We start from the raw sequence: 16,519 nt of genomic DNA on the forward strand, positions 1-16,519 counted from the left end.
GAAGAAGACGGCTTGCTGCCCTGTCGGGAGGGACGGGGGAAGAGGAGTGTCCGGTGGAGGACGGCTGCTTGCCCGGAAGGCGGTTGCCCGGTGGACAGGCGGCGCCAGGAAGTTTGTCGTTAGGGGGCCGGGGCGGTGTCCGCTCCGCGCACGTCGATCGGGCAGCCCTTGGCGGCGGCCTCAAAGCAGAAGGAAGAAGGTCACATGGCAATCGGTACCGTGAAGTGGTTCAACGACGCCAAGGGGTTCGGCTTCATCGCGCAGGACAACGGTGAGGACGTGTTCTGCCACCACACCGCCATCAACATGGATGGCTTCCGCACCCTCCAAGAGGGGCAGCAGGTGGAGTTCGAAGTCACGCGTGGCCCCAAGGGCCTGCAGGCGCAGAACGTCCGCGCCGTCTGAAGCACCCGCAGGCCACCCTTGAGTGTGCCCGAGGCCCGGTCTCCCAGCAGGGAGGCGGGGCCTTCGCATGTCTTGCCCCTCGTGTGCCGGGCTGGCGGCCCGTGCTGAGTGCCCGTCGGCACCTGGATGCCTTCCTTACCTTTTCCGGCAGACGCGCGGCACATCCGCCGCCATCCAACGGAGACGAAGGCATGGGCGACACCAGCGTGAAGAAGGTGGAGAGTCGGCACTCTCCCAAGGGCGAAATGGGGCAGAAGTACCTGGCGTCTGGCGTCCGCCTGTCGATGCGGCTGTGGGAGGACGAACCGCCCGGAGAACCGGCACCCGCGACCGCGAGGGACTACGAAACCGTGGGCTTCGTCCTGAAGGGCCGCGCGGAGCTGCACCTCGAGGGACAGGTCATCCTGCTCAACCCTGGAGACTCCTGGCTGGTGCCTCGTGGCTCCAGTCACACGTACAAGGTGTTGGAGACCTTCTCCGCCGTGGAAGCCACCAGTCCGCCCGCGGCCGTGCACGGCCGGGATGAGGGCAAGGACGCGGGGATGAAGCCGCCCGCGAAGGCGTGAGTTCCGAGGCACGGCGCGTTCAGCCGGAGGGCGCCGGTGCTCACTCTGCCTGCGTTGGGTTCGCGGCCTTCTGGACGGTGCAGGTGTACCTGGACGCGTGCCCTGCTTCGTGCCGGCAGACCAGCAGCGGTGACGTCGGCGCGTTCTCTGGGAGGGGGACCCGGGGACCGGTGAAGGTGCAACGGGCCTGGTTGGGGGTTCTCCAGTGGCACTGGTCCGCGGAGAGCGCTTCCGGTGGCTCCCACTTCGCCGTGCACTTCTTGTTTTCTTCGCACGGCTCGGTGGACACGGACTCGCGCTGGACCACGGTGGGAATGAAAGGGAGCTTCCCCGTGGTGAGCCAAACCCATTCCGCATCATCTAGTGAGGGCATCGGCCGGGTGCGGGAGCAGTGCCATATCAACTTGGGGTTCTTGGGCTCGGCGTAGATGAGGTACACCGCGTCGCCCTGGTACCGGACACGGCAATCGCCACCGCCACCCTGGGGGAGAATGAACTTCTCGCCGGTGACGACAGGGCCCTTGATGACCTCCAGGACCTCGACATTCACGGTTCCCAAGTAGGGGCCAACGGGAGCCGGGACGACGCGAGCTCGATAGATGGCGCTCGCACGCTCCCGCGCCACCTTGAGGTCGTGGTGAAGGTTGCCCCCGCCCGCGATGCAAACACACGCCTGCGCCGTTGTCGGCCACAGGCCGAGCACGATTGCCGCGACGAGTATCGTGAAAAGGGCTCTCATTCCCGCCAGTCTACCGGTGTCTTCCGCTGACGGAAGCACGTTGCACAGACTTCAAGGGACAGTGGAAACCGGATACGGGGGCCGCACCGTTTCGACTCGACATGAGTGGCGTTTGGCGCCAAGGCTTGCGCTGGGGCTGCATCGCAGTAACGGCGACGTCGGTGCTCCTTTTGGAAGTCGTTTTCCCGTTCCTCTCAGTTTGCACTGGGGATTGTCGGGCGCGTACCAGTCGCAGTTCTCGGCGGGAGGAAGTGCTTCCACAGGCTCCCACGCGGCGGTGCGGCTCAGCGATTCGTTGCACTCCAGGGTGGAGATACCTGGCTCGACGCATCGAAAAGTAGGGTGGGCGCCCGGCCTTGAGCCCCAGACATTCAGGCGCGAGCACCAGCGAAGGTAGGCCTTCTGTACGCAATGCTCATCGGTATTGAAGTGCGGCGTTTGAACCAGTTCGAAGAATCTTCCATCCCATGACCTGCCCACCGCCATGTGCTGAGACAAGTCTGATGGCTGTGTCGAGTATGTGAAAAAAGGCCGTCCAGTCTTCATTGCGGCGTCCGCTTCATCTCCCCACACGGAATGGACAAGGGGGGCCCCGGGCGGTGAACTCAACCGACCACCTATTTGGCGGATGTCGCAAGGCTCGCACGAAACGGATTCGCGTTGCATCGCAACGGGAATGGGCGGGAGCTTTCTCGTTCTGAGCCATCGCAGCTCGGAGTCCTCTTTGGATGTAATTCGCCGTGTGCGAGAGCAGAGCCCCACTGACGTGGGACCATCGGAGCCCGCGTACATGAGGTATTCTGATTCGGCCTGAAATCCAACGGTGCAATCGCCACCGCCGCCTGATGGGAGCTCGAATTGCTCACCCACGATGACTTTGCCCTTGAATGCTTCCAAGACCTCGATGACGGCGGTTCCTCCGAAATGGACGGGCGTCACGGAGAGGATGCGAGCGCGGTAGATTGCGTTTGAATATTGCCGGGCTTCTCGCAGGTCGCGAGCGATGTCGCCGGAACCTTGTGCGCAACTGCAGGCGTGTGCTTCGGTGGGCGACATCCAGACCGAGGCCACTGTTAGGAGAATCGCGAGCCGCGTCATCATTCCATGCAGTCTAACGTATCGTATTCATCTGGGCTCGCTGGTGGCGAGCCCCGCGCTACTTCCGCCCGCCAGACCACGTCATGTTCATGTACTTCGTGCCGCCGGCCAGTTCGTCCAGCATCTGGTCGAGCCGCTTCTGCCGGGTCGCCTCCAGCTTTGCCCGGGCAATCCACCCGAGATAGTCATTCTGCTGGTACGGCGGACGCGCCTTGTACGCGTCCATGAGCCCGCGTTGGACCAACGCCGCCCGGACATTCGCGGGCATCGGGTTGACGGCGCGCTTGAGCGTGGGTCGCTTCGCCGTGGCCATGGTCATGTCCCAGCCTTCACCGGTGCCAGGCGCTCGAACATGAGCGAGGGCTCTCCCTTGTAGCTCCCCTGTCCCGTCTGTCGGAAGCCGCACTTGTCGGCGACTCGGATGGACGCTGCATTCTCGGGCGCGATGATGCACACCACGCGCTCAGGGCTGAGTTGGGCATCCGCCCAGGCCAGTGCCGCGCGTACCGCCTCGGTGGCGTAACCCTTGCCGTGGAAGCCGGGGGCGAGCACCCAGCCGGCCTCGGGCCCGGCGCTCTGGGGCGGCTGCATGTCGCGGTGAAAGTCGCCCAGGCCCACCTCGCCAACGAGGCGGCCTGTTGCCTTCTCACGCACCACCCAGAATCCAAAGCCCAGCAGGTTCCAATGGCCCACGTAACGCAGGAGCCGGGACCACATCTCTTCGCGTGTGGACGGCTTGCCGCTGATGTAGCGGACCACCGCGGGGTCGCTCCACAGTGCGAGGCACTCCTCGTAGTCCTCGAGGCTGTGACCCTTCATGACGAGGCGCTCGGTCTCGACGGTGGGGATGGTCGCTGCGGGCACGGACGCTCCTCCTGGGGCCTGGAGCCCCGCCGCGCCTGCCACACGATGCGGTGGCGCGGATGTTCCGATTCAACCGCCCCCAGGCCTCTCATGCCAGAGGACAACTGTCCATGTCCGGGAGCGGGGGCTCGGGAGGTCCAGTTGCGCGGCGCGGCGTGGAAGGAGCGTTCATTCAACGGACAGGCCCAGCCTTCACAGGTGCCTCTGCAAGCGCTCCTGCGCCTTGACGATGGCGGCGGTGCGCGTGGTCACGTCCAGCTTGGCGAACACGTTCCGCAGGTGCCACTTGGTCGTGGAAAGCGCGACGTTGGATCGCTCGCTGATCTCCTGATTGCTCAGCCCCTGTGCGAGCAGCTTGAGCATCTGGAGTTCGCGCTCGGTGAGTGGCTCCAGGGGCGCGGAGGGTGGATCCGCGAACTCTCGAGGCACGCGGGCTCCCGCGGATAGCAGGTCTTGGTACCGGGTGGTGTACCGGTCCGGAAACGCGTAGCTCAGCTTCCGCTGCCGGGCGGCGGCGATGACGACCTCCTGCAGGCCGGGCGTCTCGTCGAACACGCTGCGCCCGAAGCCGAAGCGCTGCGCCAGCGCGAAGCCCCGGTTCAATGCTGCGAACGCGGCCATCGCGTCCCCCGCGCGCCAGTGACACACCGCGATGGTGGCCAGCAGCGCCGTCTCGCGTGACACATAGCCCACCTCGTGCGCGCTGGCCCGCAGCACCTCCAGAATCGCGTGCGCCTTGTCGTGACGGCCGCGCACCATCATCACCCACGACTGCGCGAGCCCGAGCCGCTCCCACGTCTCGTCGTAGAAGCGCTTCTCGTTCCACTCGCCCCGGCGCATGCGCTCGCCCAGGCCGAACTCTTGGGCCACCACCCGCATTCGCGCGGGTGCCTGCTCCACCAGGTAGAGGCGAATCTTCTCCCCGCAGACATGGGCCAGGAAGCGCGTCTGGTGGCCGCACTCGAGCACGCCGTGGAGGTAGTCCAGGAGCCGGTACGCCTCTGCGTACTTCCCGCGAACCGTTTTGATGCGGGCCAGCATGAGGTAGGCGAGCGCGAACGTCTCGAACACGGAGGCCTGCGGGAGCAGCGGCAGCACCTCGACACAGAGCGCCTCGGCTTCGTCGAGCCGGTTCTGCTCGTAGCGAGCGTTGGCCAGCGCCGTGGCCGCGTTCGCCCAGACGGGGTTGCGCCGTCCACGACTCGCGCGCTCGAAGGCTTCCTCGCAACGCGCAGCGGCGTCCTTCATGTTTCCCTGCGCCCGGTCCGCCAGCGCGACAAGGACGTCCGTGTACCCGACCAGGAACGGGTTGTTGTGCCCCTGCAAAGTCTCCCGGGCGCTCAGGGCGAGCCGGCGCATCGCATCGAATCGGTTCATCCGGAGCGCCCGGTAGGCCTTCGCCGCCAGCACGGCGCCCGCAATGAAGACGTCCGACTCTTCGGAGCCCGGAGACGCGTCCAGGTCCATGCCGGTGTCCGGAGCCGAATCGGACAGCACCGCGTGAAGCAGCGTGAGGTGTGCGAGCCGCTTCGTCAGCCGCTCGCGTTCGGGCGCGGACACCTCATAGGCCGTGTCGAGGTGATGCTGGGCATCCCTCAGCGCCGCGGTCGCGTGCGCGAAGCGACGGGACAGGATGAGGCAGGCGATGTGGCCCACGCAGATGGCTGGCGACCGGATGACCTCCTGAGCCGTCAGCTTCGCGGTCCAATGGAGGACGGAGGCGAGCTCTCCCTCGCGCATCCACGCCTCCATGCAGCGCGCGGTGAGCGCGAGACACCAGTCCCTGTCTCCCGAGGCGAACGCATGCGTCAGCGCCTCGTCCGGCATCTGGTTCTCCGCGAACCACGCGCTCGCCGCACGGTGCAGCCGAGGGACGCGGTCCGCGTAGTCACAGGCGAGCTGGGCGCGCAGCACATCGAGGAACAGTGGATGGTACCGGTACCACTGCCGCTCGGTGTCGAGCGCCTGGATGAACAACTGCGACCGCTCGAGTTGCCCCAGCAGTGCGTGTCCTCGGGTGATGCCAATCAGCGCGTTGCAGAGCGCGCCGTGGAGTTGCTCCACCACGGAACTCAGCACCAGGAACTCGCGGACCTCCTCCGGCTGCTCGCGCAGCACCGCGTCCGCCAGGTACCGGGCCACGTCGTGATTGGAGCCAATGGCCTTCCTCAGCGCATCGCTCACGCTCGCGTGCTCACCCGCCGACAGCAGCGCCAGCTTGACGCCAGCGACCCAGCCTTCCGTCCGCGTGCGGAGGGAGTCGATGTCCTCAGGCGTGAGCACCACGCCACACAGGCGCAGGCCCAGCTCGCGGATGGCTTCGCCGTCCAGGTTCAAGTCCCGGCCGTCGAGCGTCTCCAGTTGCTCGGTGAGCTTCAGCTTGGCCAGGTCCAGCTCGGGGATGTTGCGCGACGAGACGACCCAATGCACGTGCGGTGGTGAGTGGTCCAGCAGGTACGAGAAGGCCCGCACCAGTGGGCGCTCGCGCAGGACATGGAAGTCGTCCAGCACCACGACGAGCTCGCGGCCCAGGCTCCACAGGCTTTGAAGGATGACGGCCGTCGCGTGCTCGGGCTGGCTCGTGCTGTACGCGTCGAAGTCTGGAGCGGCCCGGCGAATCGCCCCGACCAGGTATGCGAAGAACCGCTCGGGAGCGTTGTCCTGCTCGTCCAGCGACAGCCAGGCAAGCAGGTGCGGCGCGCGTGCTTCGCGGTACCACTGCGTCAGCAGCGTCGTCTTGCCGGAGCCGAGCGGGGCCGTCACCAGCACCAGCTTCCCGCTCACCCCATGGTCGATTTTCCGCAACGCGGCGCCACACGGCACCAGCACGGACGCCGCCCGGGGAGGGGAGAGCTTCGTGGGAAGCAGATCCGGAGCGCTTCGAAGGCTCGGCATGAGGACGTCCCTCTTCGGCCGGTTGCGTCAGTCACTAGAGCACGGAAAACGGGTGAACCGGGTTGCGGGGCGCGAAGGCAACCCCGCAATGAGTGTCACGAAATGGACACCGCAATGCGTTACACACGCAGTTTCGCGGCTTTGCGGCGCCGGGTGCTCGCGAGCAAAGCCTGACGCGCCGTGCCGGTGGCTGCCTTGGGGCGTGGGGAGGGGCCGGTCCCCCTCCCTTCGGTGGGGGCGTTGCCGCGAAGTCCACTGCTAATCCCTGGACAGCAACGCTTTCCAGTCTCGTGAGGAGGTCCCTATGGTGGGTACTCAGCAAGTGGGCGTGCGCAGGAGCTGTTGGCGCGCCCGCGCCGTTTCGTTGTGCGCCGTGGTGTCCTTGTTGGCCGCATTCACCGCGGCGGCCCAGGTGCCCTCGTTCATCACCTTCGACAGCGCGCACGTGCGTCCCCTGGCGCTTTCCCCGGACGGGACGCGGTTGTTCGCCGTCAACACGCCGGACAACCGCCTGGAGGTCTTTTCCATCAGCAGTGCGGGGCTCTCGCTCATCGCGGCGGTGCCCGTGGGCCTGGAGCCCGTCGCTGTCGCCGCGCGCAACAACACGGAAGTCTGGGTGGTCAACCACCTGTCGGACAGCGTCAGCGTGGTGAGCCTGGTGGGCACGCCGCGGGTGGTGCGCACGCTGCTCGTGGGCGATGAGCCGCGCGACATCGTCTTCGCCGGCACCAACGGCCATGCCTTCATCACCACCGCTCACCGGGGCCAGCACCGCACCGACCCGTCCATCGCCGCGGTTCCCGGGTCGGGGGACCCGAAGCTGACCACGCCTGGCGTGGGGCGCGCGGACGTCTGGGTCTTCAACCCGGCTTCGCTCGGGGCGACGCTGGGCGGCACGCCCCTGCGCATCGTGACGCTCTTCGGCGACACGCCGCGCGGGCTCGCCACCAGCCCGGACAAGAAGACTGTCTATGCGGCCATTGCCCAGTCCGGCAATCAGACGACCTCCGTCAGCCTGGGGAGCGTGTGCGACGGGTTCAAGGAGCGGGACATGTGCCTCGTCTTCCCCGACACCCCGCCATTCGGAAACAACCTCATGCCAGGCGGCCTGCCTGGGCCCGCGACGAACTTCGAGGGCGCGAAGGCGCCGGAGACCGCCCTCATCGTGAAGTGGAACAGCGCCGCCGGGCAGTGGCAGGACACGCTGGGCCGCAACTTCAACAACGGCGTGCGCCTGCGTCTGCCGGACAAGGACGTCTTCGCCATCGACGCGGACACCCTTCAGGAGACGGCTTCCTTCTCGGGCGTGGGGACCACCCTCTTCAACCTGGTCACCAACCCGAAGTCGGGTGTGGTGTATGCGTCCAACAGCGAAGCCAACAACCTGACCCGCTTCGAGGGCGCCGGTGAATACGGCGGCAGCACGGTGCAGGGAAACCTCGCGCAGATGCGCATCACCGTCATCTCCGGAGGCACGGCCTACCCGCGGCACCTCAACAAGCACATCGACTACTCGAAGCTGGCGGGGAAGCCCGGCTTCGACCCCTCGGTGAAGAACCACAGCCTCTCCACGCCGACGGAGATGGTCATCTCCCAAGATGGCACGAAGCTGTACGTTGCCGCGTTCAGCTCCAGCAAGATTGGCGTCTACGACACGGCGTCGCTGGAGAGCGATGCGTTCGACCCGCGCACCGCGAGCGCCAACCACATCCCGGTGAGTGGCGGCGGGCCCAGCGGTCTGGTGCTGGACGAGGCGCGCAACCGCCTCTACGTGATGACCCGCTTCGACAACGCGGTGAAGGTCATCGACCTGGCCACCAAGGCGCAGCTGTCCTCGGTGTCGCTCTACAATCCGGAGCCCGCCTCCGTCGTCCAGGGCCGCCCGTTCCTCTATGACGCCAACTTCTCATCGGCCAACGGTGAGTCGTCGTGCGCCAGTTGCCATATCTTTGGTGACAAGGACGAGCTCGCCTGGGACCTGGGCAACCCGGATGCGACGGTGGCGGCAAATCCCATCAACATGCGCCTCGCGAGCGACCTCGAGATTGGCATCTTCCGTTCCTTCACCGGCCACCCGAGCTCACCCATCAACGGAACGGGGAAGCAGAACGAGTTCCACCCGATGAAGGGGCCCATGACGACGCAGACTCTGCGCGGCATGTCGAACCAGGGCGCCATGCACTGGCGGGGTGACCGTTCAAATGGCTTCTTCGGTGTCGATGCCGGCGGGGAGGAGATGTCCTTCAAGAACTTCATCGTCGCCTTCCCGGAACTGCTGGGCCGCGCGTCGATGCCCACCGAGGCGGAGATGGACACGTTCACGGCCTTCCAACTCCAGGTGCAGCTGCCGCCCAACCCCATTCGCAGGCTGGACAACGCGCTCACGGCTTCGCAAAAGGCGGCGAGCGATTTCTACTTCGGAAGCCGCCGGGTGGACGGCATCGCGATAGGCGATGACAACGGGTTCAATTGCAATGGCTGTCACACGATTGACGGTGCGCGGGGCTTCTTCGGCACGGATACCCGTTCCAGCTTCGAGGGCATCAGTCAGATCATGAAGATTCCCCACGTGCGGAACATGTACACGAAGGTTGGCATGTTCGGCTTCCCGGACAGCAGCTTCTTCCTGCATCCGGAGACGGGGCAAGTGGGCGACCAGGTTCGCGGCTTCGGTTTCACGCATGATGGCGCGGTGGACACCATGTTCCGCTTCTTCAGTGCCATCGTGTTCTCCAACACCAGCATTGGTGGGCCCCTCGTGGGCTTCCGGAACGACACCGAGCGGCGCCAGATGGAGGACTTCATGTTGGCGGCGGATACCGACCTGGCGCCGATTGTCGGCCAGCAGGTGACGCTCACGGCATCGAATGCCGCCAACGTGGGGGCGCGCATCGACCTGCTGATTGCGCGAGCCCGAGCGCAGTTCGCGTCGAAGGTGCTCGGTGGCGCGACCTACGAGGCCGACGTGGTCGCGAAGGTGGCCGTGGGCAGCCGGGTGAAGGGTTTCCTGTACGAACGGGGTCCCGGGACCTGGAAGCCCGATGACGGCAGCGCGAACATCTCCACCGCGGCGCTCCGAGCGCTGGCGAACACCGCGGGGCAGGAGGTGACCTTCACCGCGGTTCCTCCTGGTTCCGGTACGCGCATCGCGCTCGATCGGAACCTGGACGGCAGGCTCGACGGCCAGTAGCCGGCGAGCGTGTTGGTCTCGGCGGGAGCTGAGACGGGCGCAGTCGCAACCCATCGGAGCCTCAACACACCGGTGGGCTTGCCAACTGTCGCCTCCCTTTGCACTGAGCCAGCACCGGGCCGAGGCTCGGAGGAGTGTGAGTCTTGTGGCGCGTACGGGCGAGACGGCGTGCTGGGACCTTCTGGCGGGCCGCTGGAGGGGACGCGCCGCGCCTGGGGGGCACCCGCCGTCCCCGGTTCCGTATCGCCCCAGGCATCGGTCATTCGTCCTACGGGCGGATGGCCGATGTCTGTAGAAGGGCGTGTCCCATAATGTCCTCCGTCATGGACACACGCACCCTGACAGAACGCCTCACCATCGCGACGCCCTGCGAGATGCGTTGGGAGGACATGAAAGGGGATGCACGTGTCCGGCACTGTGGTGCCTGCAGGCTCTCCGTCCACAACCTGAGCGAGATGACCACGCTCGAGGTGGAGGCGCTGCTCCAGCCCGGTGGGAGTGTCTGTGTCCGGCTCTACCGCCGGCCGGATGGGACCGTCGTCACGGGGGATTGCCGTCGCATCTGGAGCCAGCAGCGAGAGGAGGCGGTCACGCTCCTGGGCACGGCGGCGACCGTGGTGGCCGCGTTTTCATTCCTCGTCTTGATTGGCTTGCTGACGATCACCCTCTACGGCGACCACATCCGGCGCATGTTCGGCAGTGCCACCGCGGGAGCCTTGCCGGCCACGTTGCCGCCCGCCGTGAGCGCGCCTTCCCCCTTGCTGGGGGGGCACAGGGCGCCATGACCAGCGGGCAGCCGAGGCGGCCGGCTGTCAGGGCCGTTGAGGCGGCACTCTGCACGCGGCATGTCCCATGATGATGTCGCCGTCGACGGTGCTCGTGGGCGTCGGCGTCCATCCGGATGCAAGCCGGGCGTCGAGGAGTTCATCTGCGCTGGGTCGGTGGTCCCACACGGAGACCGAAGTGACTCCGCCCAGTCAGGTCGTGTCGAATACCAGGTAGCTGCCTTCCATCCACGGCATCACCACGTCGTGGGTGAACTCGTCCTGGACGATGACCTCCGTGACATCGCGCGGCGGCGAGCTCGCGAAGCCCCAGCGCACGACGTCCTGGAGCAGCGTGAGGGACGCCAGCTTCTTTTCCAGGGCGGAGCGCGCTTCCTGAGGCAGCGAAGCCCGGTCGGTCAGAGGCACCATGGTGTCAACCTATCTCGAAATCGCATCCGCGGGCAGTCAGGCGGAGCTCGCGAGCGCGCCGTGGAGGACGACCACGTTGGGCGTGGCTTCTGGACCGCCCACCAGCACATGCGTGTCACCGACGCGGGTCTGCACCGTCCGGCTCTCCGTCGGCATCCGCAGGCGGCCGCGGAAATGGTCGTGCCACCGGGAGAGCACGGCCTTCGCCTGCTCACCCTTGAATGCCGATTTCATCAGGCCATCATCGCATTTTCTGCCCTAGAACCGGTGTACCGCCGTGAGCCTCACGACGGGATGCAGCGTCTGCGTTGTCTCGACGGTGCGCTCAGGCTTCGAAAGCAGACACCAGGAGAACAGCGTGCAGGTCGCGGAGCGCGGCAGCTCGGTCTCCTGACGGAGGTGGCTGAATCCAGCGCCGCCCGCCAGGGCGATATGCCACTGGTTGCCCAGTTGCTGCGAATATCCGACCAGTCCGCTGACAGAGGCGCGGAGCTTCGACACATCCTCATCCGCGTCGAAGAAGGTGCCATCACCCTGGACGGACAGGAAGGGCCCCTGGAAGGGCCTCCCGGTCAGATAGACGCGGCCGCCAGCCTGGAGGCCCGTCGCCTTCAGGTTCACGCCCACGTGCCCGCCTGCGAACACCGAGATGAACGGTGACAGGGGCTGCTCGATGTCCACGATGAAGGCCATCGACGCAGGGGAGACGGAGTCCACCGAGAGCGAGTGCACGCCCAGGGCCGCCGCGCTGCTCAACCTCTGGGTTCCCCCATGGACAGCGGGAGGCGCGGAATGGGGTGCGACAGGCGGTTCTTCCTGGGCGTGCGCGAGCATCGGCGCGGACACGAGGCCAGCAAGAGCACGGACGCGAAGGGAGCTGAGATTCATGTGCCCATACCCATCAAGGGGCATGCCAACGCGAAACCCCACGAAATATCAGAAGGCCGTGTCAGCCACTGTGCATGCAGTTGCACAAGTGTGAAGCCGTGCTCGCGGCTTCAGGGGCTCCGTCGGAGGTACTGGTCCAGGAAGGTGAGGATTCTGACGGAGGTCTCCGCTTCGCTCTTCGTGCTGCTGAAGCCATGGCCATCATTGGGGAGGACGAAGTAGTCGACGGGCACGCCGTTCTTCCGGACGGCCTCGACGAGCGCGTCCGTCTTGGCCTTGGGCACGCGCGGGTCGTTGGCGCCCTGGATGACGAGCAGGGGCCTGCGAATCTTCTCCGCGTGGAACAGCGGGGAGATTTCTCGAAGCATCGCCTCCTGCGTCTGGGGGTTGCCCAGTTCCTGGTAGAGCGCCTCGCGCAGGGCCTCCTTGTGGGGCGGCAGCTCTCGCAGAGCGCTCAGCCAGTCTGAGATGCCGAACGCATCCACGCCCACGGCGAAGACGTCGGGATGGAACGCCAGCGCCGCGAGCACCATATATCCGCCGTAGCTGGGGCCCAGGATGCCCACGCGCGCGCCATCCACGTAGGGGAGGGCGGCCAGGTACTTCTTCGCCTCGACGCAGTCCTGGAGCGGCGCCTTGCCGTGCTGCTGGTCATCCGCCGTGAAGAACGACTTGCCGTAGCCCTCGCTGCCCCGGTTGTTGACGGCGAGCACCACGTAGCCGTGGTGGACGAGGAACTGGAAGAAGCTGCTGTAGCCCTTGGAGGACTGTCCTCCCGGTCCCCCATGGACGAAGACGATGGCGGGGGCGCGTTGCTTCGCGGTGGCCTGATGGGGCTTGTAGAGCAGCGCCGGAATCTCCAGCCCGTCGAAGGACTTGAAGCGCACCCGCTCCGACTCCACCAGGTGCTGGGCGTCCAGAGCCCGGCCCAGCGTGTCGGTCAGGCGGGTGAGCTTCTTCGTCTCGAAGTCGTAGACGTACAGGTTGCCGGGCGACCGGTCTCCGTCGACGTGGAAGGCCATTCGCTTCTCTCCGCGGGACAGGCTCACACCGGAGAGCGCCCCCTCTGGAATCCCTGGCAGGGGCACGCGCCTGCCGGCCTTCACGTCGTGGACCCGAAGCGTGGTGCGGCCGTCCTCGTTGACGCGGGTGACGCGCCACGTGCCACGTCGCGAGAACACCGTGGAGAGCACGTCCCAGTTCAGCTTCTCCACCAGCTCGCGCTTCCCAGTGGCGAGCACGTGGCGCTCCACGCGAATGAACTCGGAGCCCTCGTTGGTGAGCAGGTACAGCGCGGAGGACGCCGGGTCGAAGGTCGCCGCCTTCCAACTGGCCGAGCCCTCGTGCGCGGTGAGGTGCCGACGCTGCTGGGTGGCGAACTCGTAGAGGTAGACGTCGCTGTCGGACAGCGTCTGTGACTTCTCCAGCGCCAGCCACTTCTCGTCCGGGGAGAGGACGCCGGGTACATGCTCGCCATCGCCCGCGTAGAGCAGGGTGCGGGCATACGTCTTGGCGTCATAGCGGTAGAGGTCCTGGAAGCGTGCGTCGCGCTCGTTGGTGAGGACGTAGAAGGCGGCGCCGTCCTGGCTCCAGCCGAAGAAGGACGCGCGGTGCTCGTCGCCCGGAGTGAGGTCCTTCTCCTGGCCGTCCAGCGTGCGCACGTAGAGGTGGGCGAGTTCGTTGCCTCCCGAGTCTCGCGTGAAGAGGACGCGGTCATCGGTGGGGAAGTAGGCGACGGCGATGGAGGCGTCCTGGGTGGAGCGGGTCAGCTGCGTGGGCTTTCCTCCTGTCACCGGGACGGAGAAGACATTGAAGACGCCGGTCTCGTTCGACGAGTACAGCACCCGCTGCTCATCCGAGGAGAAGGACGCACCGAGTACGGAGGTCGTCTCCATGAACTGCTCGACGGTGTAACGCTTTGCCGGGCCTGTGGGCCTGGTCGTCCCGGCGCGGGGAGCGGACAGCGCCAGTGAGGGAAGGACCACGATGGCAACAAGGGCTCGCGTGAGGGTGGACCAGGGGGGCATGGGGGTTCCACAAGTCGGGCGGTGGAGCAGGGGAGTGCACGAGACTGTGGCGTGATTGGGGGCGGGAGACGAGTTTCCAGATGGAAGGCGCTGCGAAGCGGCGGTGGCACCTGCGTAGGAGGCGCGCCAGGACGCCACTGTCAGGAACGGACCGGCCCGGGCTCCCGTCCTTAGAGGAAGCGGGCCTCTGCACCGGTTTTGCACTGACATCCAGGCTCACCGGTGGAGGCGGTTCCCATGCGATGGATGCGCACGTTGACGTTGGGTGTGTTGGCGATGTCGGGCGGCTGTACCGAGAGCAAGGTGGCGGAGGACCTGGACATCGTCCTGAGTGGACGACTCGTTGACGAGGCGGGCGCGCCGCTCTCGGACGTGCTGCTGAAGCTCTACCGCAGTGAGAACTCCTCATGCGCGTTCGCTGCCTTCTCGGCGAGCTGGAGGTCGGTGAAGACCCGCGCCGATGGCACCTTCGAGGTCGACCTGCTGGGGGCGGACACCCGCAACGGGAGCATCGCGCGTTGCTTCGTGGCCCGCTCGCCCGAGCAGTCCAAGGGAAGGCGCGTTTCGGCCTTCTTCCTCATCCAGCAGTCGGAGGTCGCGCTGCCCGTCTTCCGGGAGTGGACCGGCACGCTGACGGCCACCGCGGAGGCGCAGGGAGTGAGCGTGGGCTTCCGGCCGCTGTCCGCCACCCACGGTGCCGGGAACGATGAGCACGTGCTGTACCTCCGCCCGTCGAGCGCCAGGGAGGCCTGGCAGGTGCTCAAGGCCTCCTCTCCGGTTCACCTGAGCGACTACGTCCTCGAGGACGCGGAGGGGCTCAAGGCCTCCGTCACGACCGCGCGCGAGGCGACTGCGGGAGGTGTGACGGTTGGCCTCACCTATTCCAGTGATGACGTTGTCCTGCCTCGCCTTGCTCGCGTCCCGGCAAGCCGTGGCGCGGCGTGCACCTACCTGAACGCCGAGACGCCCTGCCGCGTCACCAACGGCGACCTCGGCGGGATTGTGCTCTTCCAAGAGGGCGTCCGTGAAGTCGCCGTGCAGCTCTCGCGGTCCGTAGTGCCTCGCAAGGCCGTGCTGCGCAACTTCGGGGTGTCGGGCACCATGAGCGAGCTGGTGCTGGAGGGAAGCGCCGACGGCGCCCAGTGGATGCCCCTGGCCAACTTGCTCGATGGCGCCGGTGTGCAGTCCTTCATGGAAGTGGACCTCACGGGCACGACACCGGTGTCGCAGGTCCGTGTTCGGGCAACTCCGCAAGAGGCGGTGGGAGCGTTGCGCTCGCTGGGGCAGCTCTCGCTCTTCGAGGAGTGACAGGACCGCGGCCAGGGTTCTTCGTTTCTCGGTGAGGGAAATCGGGGCTCGGCTCCGTTCAGGGGAGTGACGGCGAATGAGCGCCGTCCTTCCTCACGGAGTTCCCGCTATGACGTCGCCCCGTTCATTCCGAGCGCTGGCCTGCACTGGTGCCCTCTCCCTCTTGGGGGCATTCCCCGTGTGGGCGGCGCCCACCGAGTCATCCGGACCGCGCGAGATTGCCCGTATCGGGACTTCTGACAGCCATGTGCTCTGGCTCGAGGGAGAGGGGGGCGCGGTCAACGTGGCCGTCATCGCCCAATATCCGCAGCGTCCACTCGTGGCCCCTCGTTTCTTCCAGAAACACTCGGCGGCGGAGGTGTTCCTGGCCGTGGCACCCGAGGGGCACGCGCTGCCCCCGGCCCTGGCGGACCACGCGCTCGTCGCGATGGATGAGGGCGAAAGAGAGCAGCTCCGGCGGCAGAATGAGGCAGAGCTCTCCGCATTACCGACCACCTTCCCCGATGAGCCTCGCTCGCTCGCCGGGAGCTGCTCGGCCTCGAACCGCGCCTGGGCTGCCTCCGTCTATGGGGACCCCACCTGCGGGGACCCAAGCCAGGAGGTCATCCACACGGCCTTCACGAGCGACTACTACTGCAATTCCCCGGACTGTGACTTCCCACTCGGAAGTGAGGACGGCGGCGACTGCTCCCCTCAATTGCTCGCCTGCGACAGGGTTCGTGGCACCGCGACGCGAGTCCGTCTGCGCGCCACCAACTGGAACGGGTCCCTGTCATTCAATCATCCAGGGCACTCCATGCACTTCGCCGTGCTGAACTGCGCGGGCAATGGGCCGGTGACCTTCAACTTCAGCCGAGGCGCGGGGGCCGACAGCGTGCAGCTCACTCCTGGACAGATGGGGAACGTCAAGCTCGGGGCGCCAATCGCTCCGGCCCTCGCCGCCAGGCGCGTCACCATGGGCCGGTGGACCGAGGGCCTGCCCGCGAGCGGCTCCTCGTATGTCTCCAACGCCATGTCGGTGGCCGACAATTCGGGCACGGCGGACGCCGTGCTTGCCTGCGGAGACATCATCACCCGCTACACCATGTCGGACCTGACCGTCCCCGCCTGCCATAACTACGCTGACCTCGCGCTCTGCAACGGCACGAACTGCAGCAACGCCTGCTATTACACCTGGTAAAGGGAGGGCTGCTCCGCCCCCGCTTCCGGACGGCCTTGCTCCGCGCGAGGGCAAGCTGCTAGGGCACGCGCTCGTCAATGACCAAGACCTCCTTCGGGCGAGCACTCCTCCCGCTGTTGCTGTGTTGTTTGTTCACCACCGCTTGTTCCTCTGAGGGGCCCGT

At 66.5% G+C, this 16,519-nt stretch carries 14 protein-coding genes; 6 read left to right on the forward strand and 8 right to left on the reverse strand.

Annotated elements, in window-relative coordinates:
• The first annotated feature begins 204 nt into the window (after positions 1 to 204).
• Positions 205 to 405: a cold-shock protein gene (locus tag F8M74_RS30505; RefSeq protein ID WP_011555276.1), complete on the forward strand. Its 201-nt coding sequence runs from the start codon at positions 205 to 207 to the stop codon at positions 403 to 405.
• A 191-nt stretch (positions 406 to 596) separates the two neighbouring features.
• A complete protein-coding gene (locus F8M74_RS30510) occupies positions 597 to 971 on the forward strand; it encodes a cupin domain-containing protein (protein WP_141257720.1) in 375 nt (124 codons plus the stop codon).
• 40 nt (positions 972 to 1,011) lie between these two features.
• Here the strand turns inward: F8M74_RS30510 and F8M74_RS30515 are convergent, their stop codons facing one another.
• The 4 genes from F8M74_RS30515 to F8M74_RS30530 form a co-directional block, all read right to left on the reverse strand.
• Entirely contained in the window at positions 1,012 to 1,710 is a 699-nt protein-coding gene (locus tag F8M74_RS30515; RefSeq protein WP_153881051.1) for a hypothetical protein, read from the reverse strand.
• 1,156 nt (positions 1,711 to 2,866) lie between these two features.
• A complete protein-coding gene (locus tag F8M74_RS30520) occupies positions 2,867 to 3,127 on the reverse strand; it encodes a YdeI/OmpD-associated family protein (RefSeq protein WP_141257719.1) in 261 nt (86 codons plus the stop codon).
• Positions 3,124 to 3,672, reverse strand: coding sequence for a GNAT family N-acetyltransferase (locus tag F8M74_RS30525; protein WP_141257718.1), 549 nt, complete (start codon positions 3,670 to 3,672; stop codon positions 3,124 to 3,126). Before F8M74_RS30525 ends, F8M74_RS30520 begins: the two co-directional genes overlap by 4 nt.
• A 192-nt stretch (positions 3,673 to 3,864) precedes the next feature.
• Complete coding sequence (locus F8M74_RS30530) at positions 3,865 to 6,567, reverse strand: LuxR C-terminal-related transcriptional regulator (RefSeq protein ID WP_141257717.1); 2,703 nt, start codon at positions 6,565 to 6,567, stop codon at positions 3,865 to 3,867.
• A 304-nt stretch (positions 6,568 to 6,871) separates the two neighbouring features.
• Here F8M74_RS30530 and F8M74_RS30535 point away from each other — a divergent pair, with 304 nt between their 5' ends.
• Together F8M74_RS30535 and F8M74_RS30540 are read left to right on the forward strand one after the other, a co-directional pair.
• A complete protein-coding gene (locus F8M74_RS30535) occupies positions 6,872 to 9,757 on the forward strand; it encodes a YncE family protein (protein WP_141257716.1) in 2,886 nt (961 codons plus the stop codon).
• 311 nt (positions 9,758 to 10,068) lie between these two features.
• Positions 10,069 to 10,542 carry a hypothetical protein gene (locus F8M74_RS30540; RefSeq protein ID WP_228560524.1) on the forward strand — a complete coding sequence of 158 codons (474 nt, stop codon included), beginning with the start codon at positions 10,069 to 10,071 and terminating at the stop codon, positions 10,540 to 10,542.
• A gap of 192 nt (positions 10,543 to 10,734) precedes the next feature.
• Here the strand turns inward: F8M74_RS30540 and F8M74_RS30545 are convergent, their stop codons facing one another.
• The 4 genes from F8M74_RS30545 to F8M74_RS30560 form a co-directional block, all read right to left on the reverse strand.
• Positions 10,735 to 10,953, reverse strand: a complete 219-nt coding sequence (locus F8M74_RS30545) for a hypothetical protein (protein WP_141257714.1) — start codon at positions 10,951 to 10,953, stop codon at positions 10,735 to 10,737.
• Between the two features lie 36 nt (positions 10,954 to 10,989).
• The gene (locus tag F8M74_RS38195) at positions 10,990 to 11,187 is read right to left on the reverse strand and encodes a hypothetical protein (protein WP_228560526.1); all 198 of its coding nucleotides are present in this window, start codon (positions 11,185 to 11,187) and stop codon (positions 10,990 to 10,992) included.
• A gap of 24 nt (positions 11,188 to 11,211) precedes the next feature.
• On the reverse strand, positions 11,212 to 11,709 hold the full coding sequence (locus tag F8M74_RS30555; protein WP_228560528.1) for a hypothetical protein: 498 nt from the start codon (positions 11,707 to 11,709) through the stop codon (positions 11,212 to 11,214).
• Positions 11,710 to 11,951: 242 nt separating this feature from the next.
• A complete protein-coding gene (locus tag F8M74_RS30560) occupies positions 11,952 to 13,868 on the reverse strand; it encodes a S9 family peptidase (RefSeq protein WP_141257712.1) in 1,917 nt (638 codons plus the stop codon).
• A gap of 237 nt (positions 13,869 to 14,105) precedes the next feature.
• On the opposite strand from F8M74_RS30560, the gene F8M74_RS30565 reads away from it, so the two are divergent.
• Both F8M74_RS30565 and F8M74_RS30570 read left to right on the forward strand, forming a co-directional pair.
• Complete coding sequence (locus F8M74_RS30565) at positions 14,106 to 15,176, forward strand: hypothetical protein (protein WP_228560530.1); 1,071 nt, start codon at positions 14,106 to 14,108, stop codon at positions 15,174 to 15,176.
• Positions 15,177 to 15,339: 163 nt separating this feature from the next.
• Positions 15,340 to 16,356, forward strand: a complete 1,017-nt coding sequence (locus F8M74_RS30570) for a hypothetical protein (protein WP_228565741.1) — start codon at positions 15,340 to 15,342, stop codon at positions 16,354 to 16,356.
• Positions 16,357 to 16,519: the final 163 nt, after the last annotated feature.

The sequence above is a fragment of the Myxococcus sp. CA023 genome (assembly GCF_010998615.1).
GTDB lineage: Bacteria > Myxococcota > Myxococcia > Myxococcales > Myxococcaceae > Myxococcus.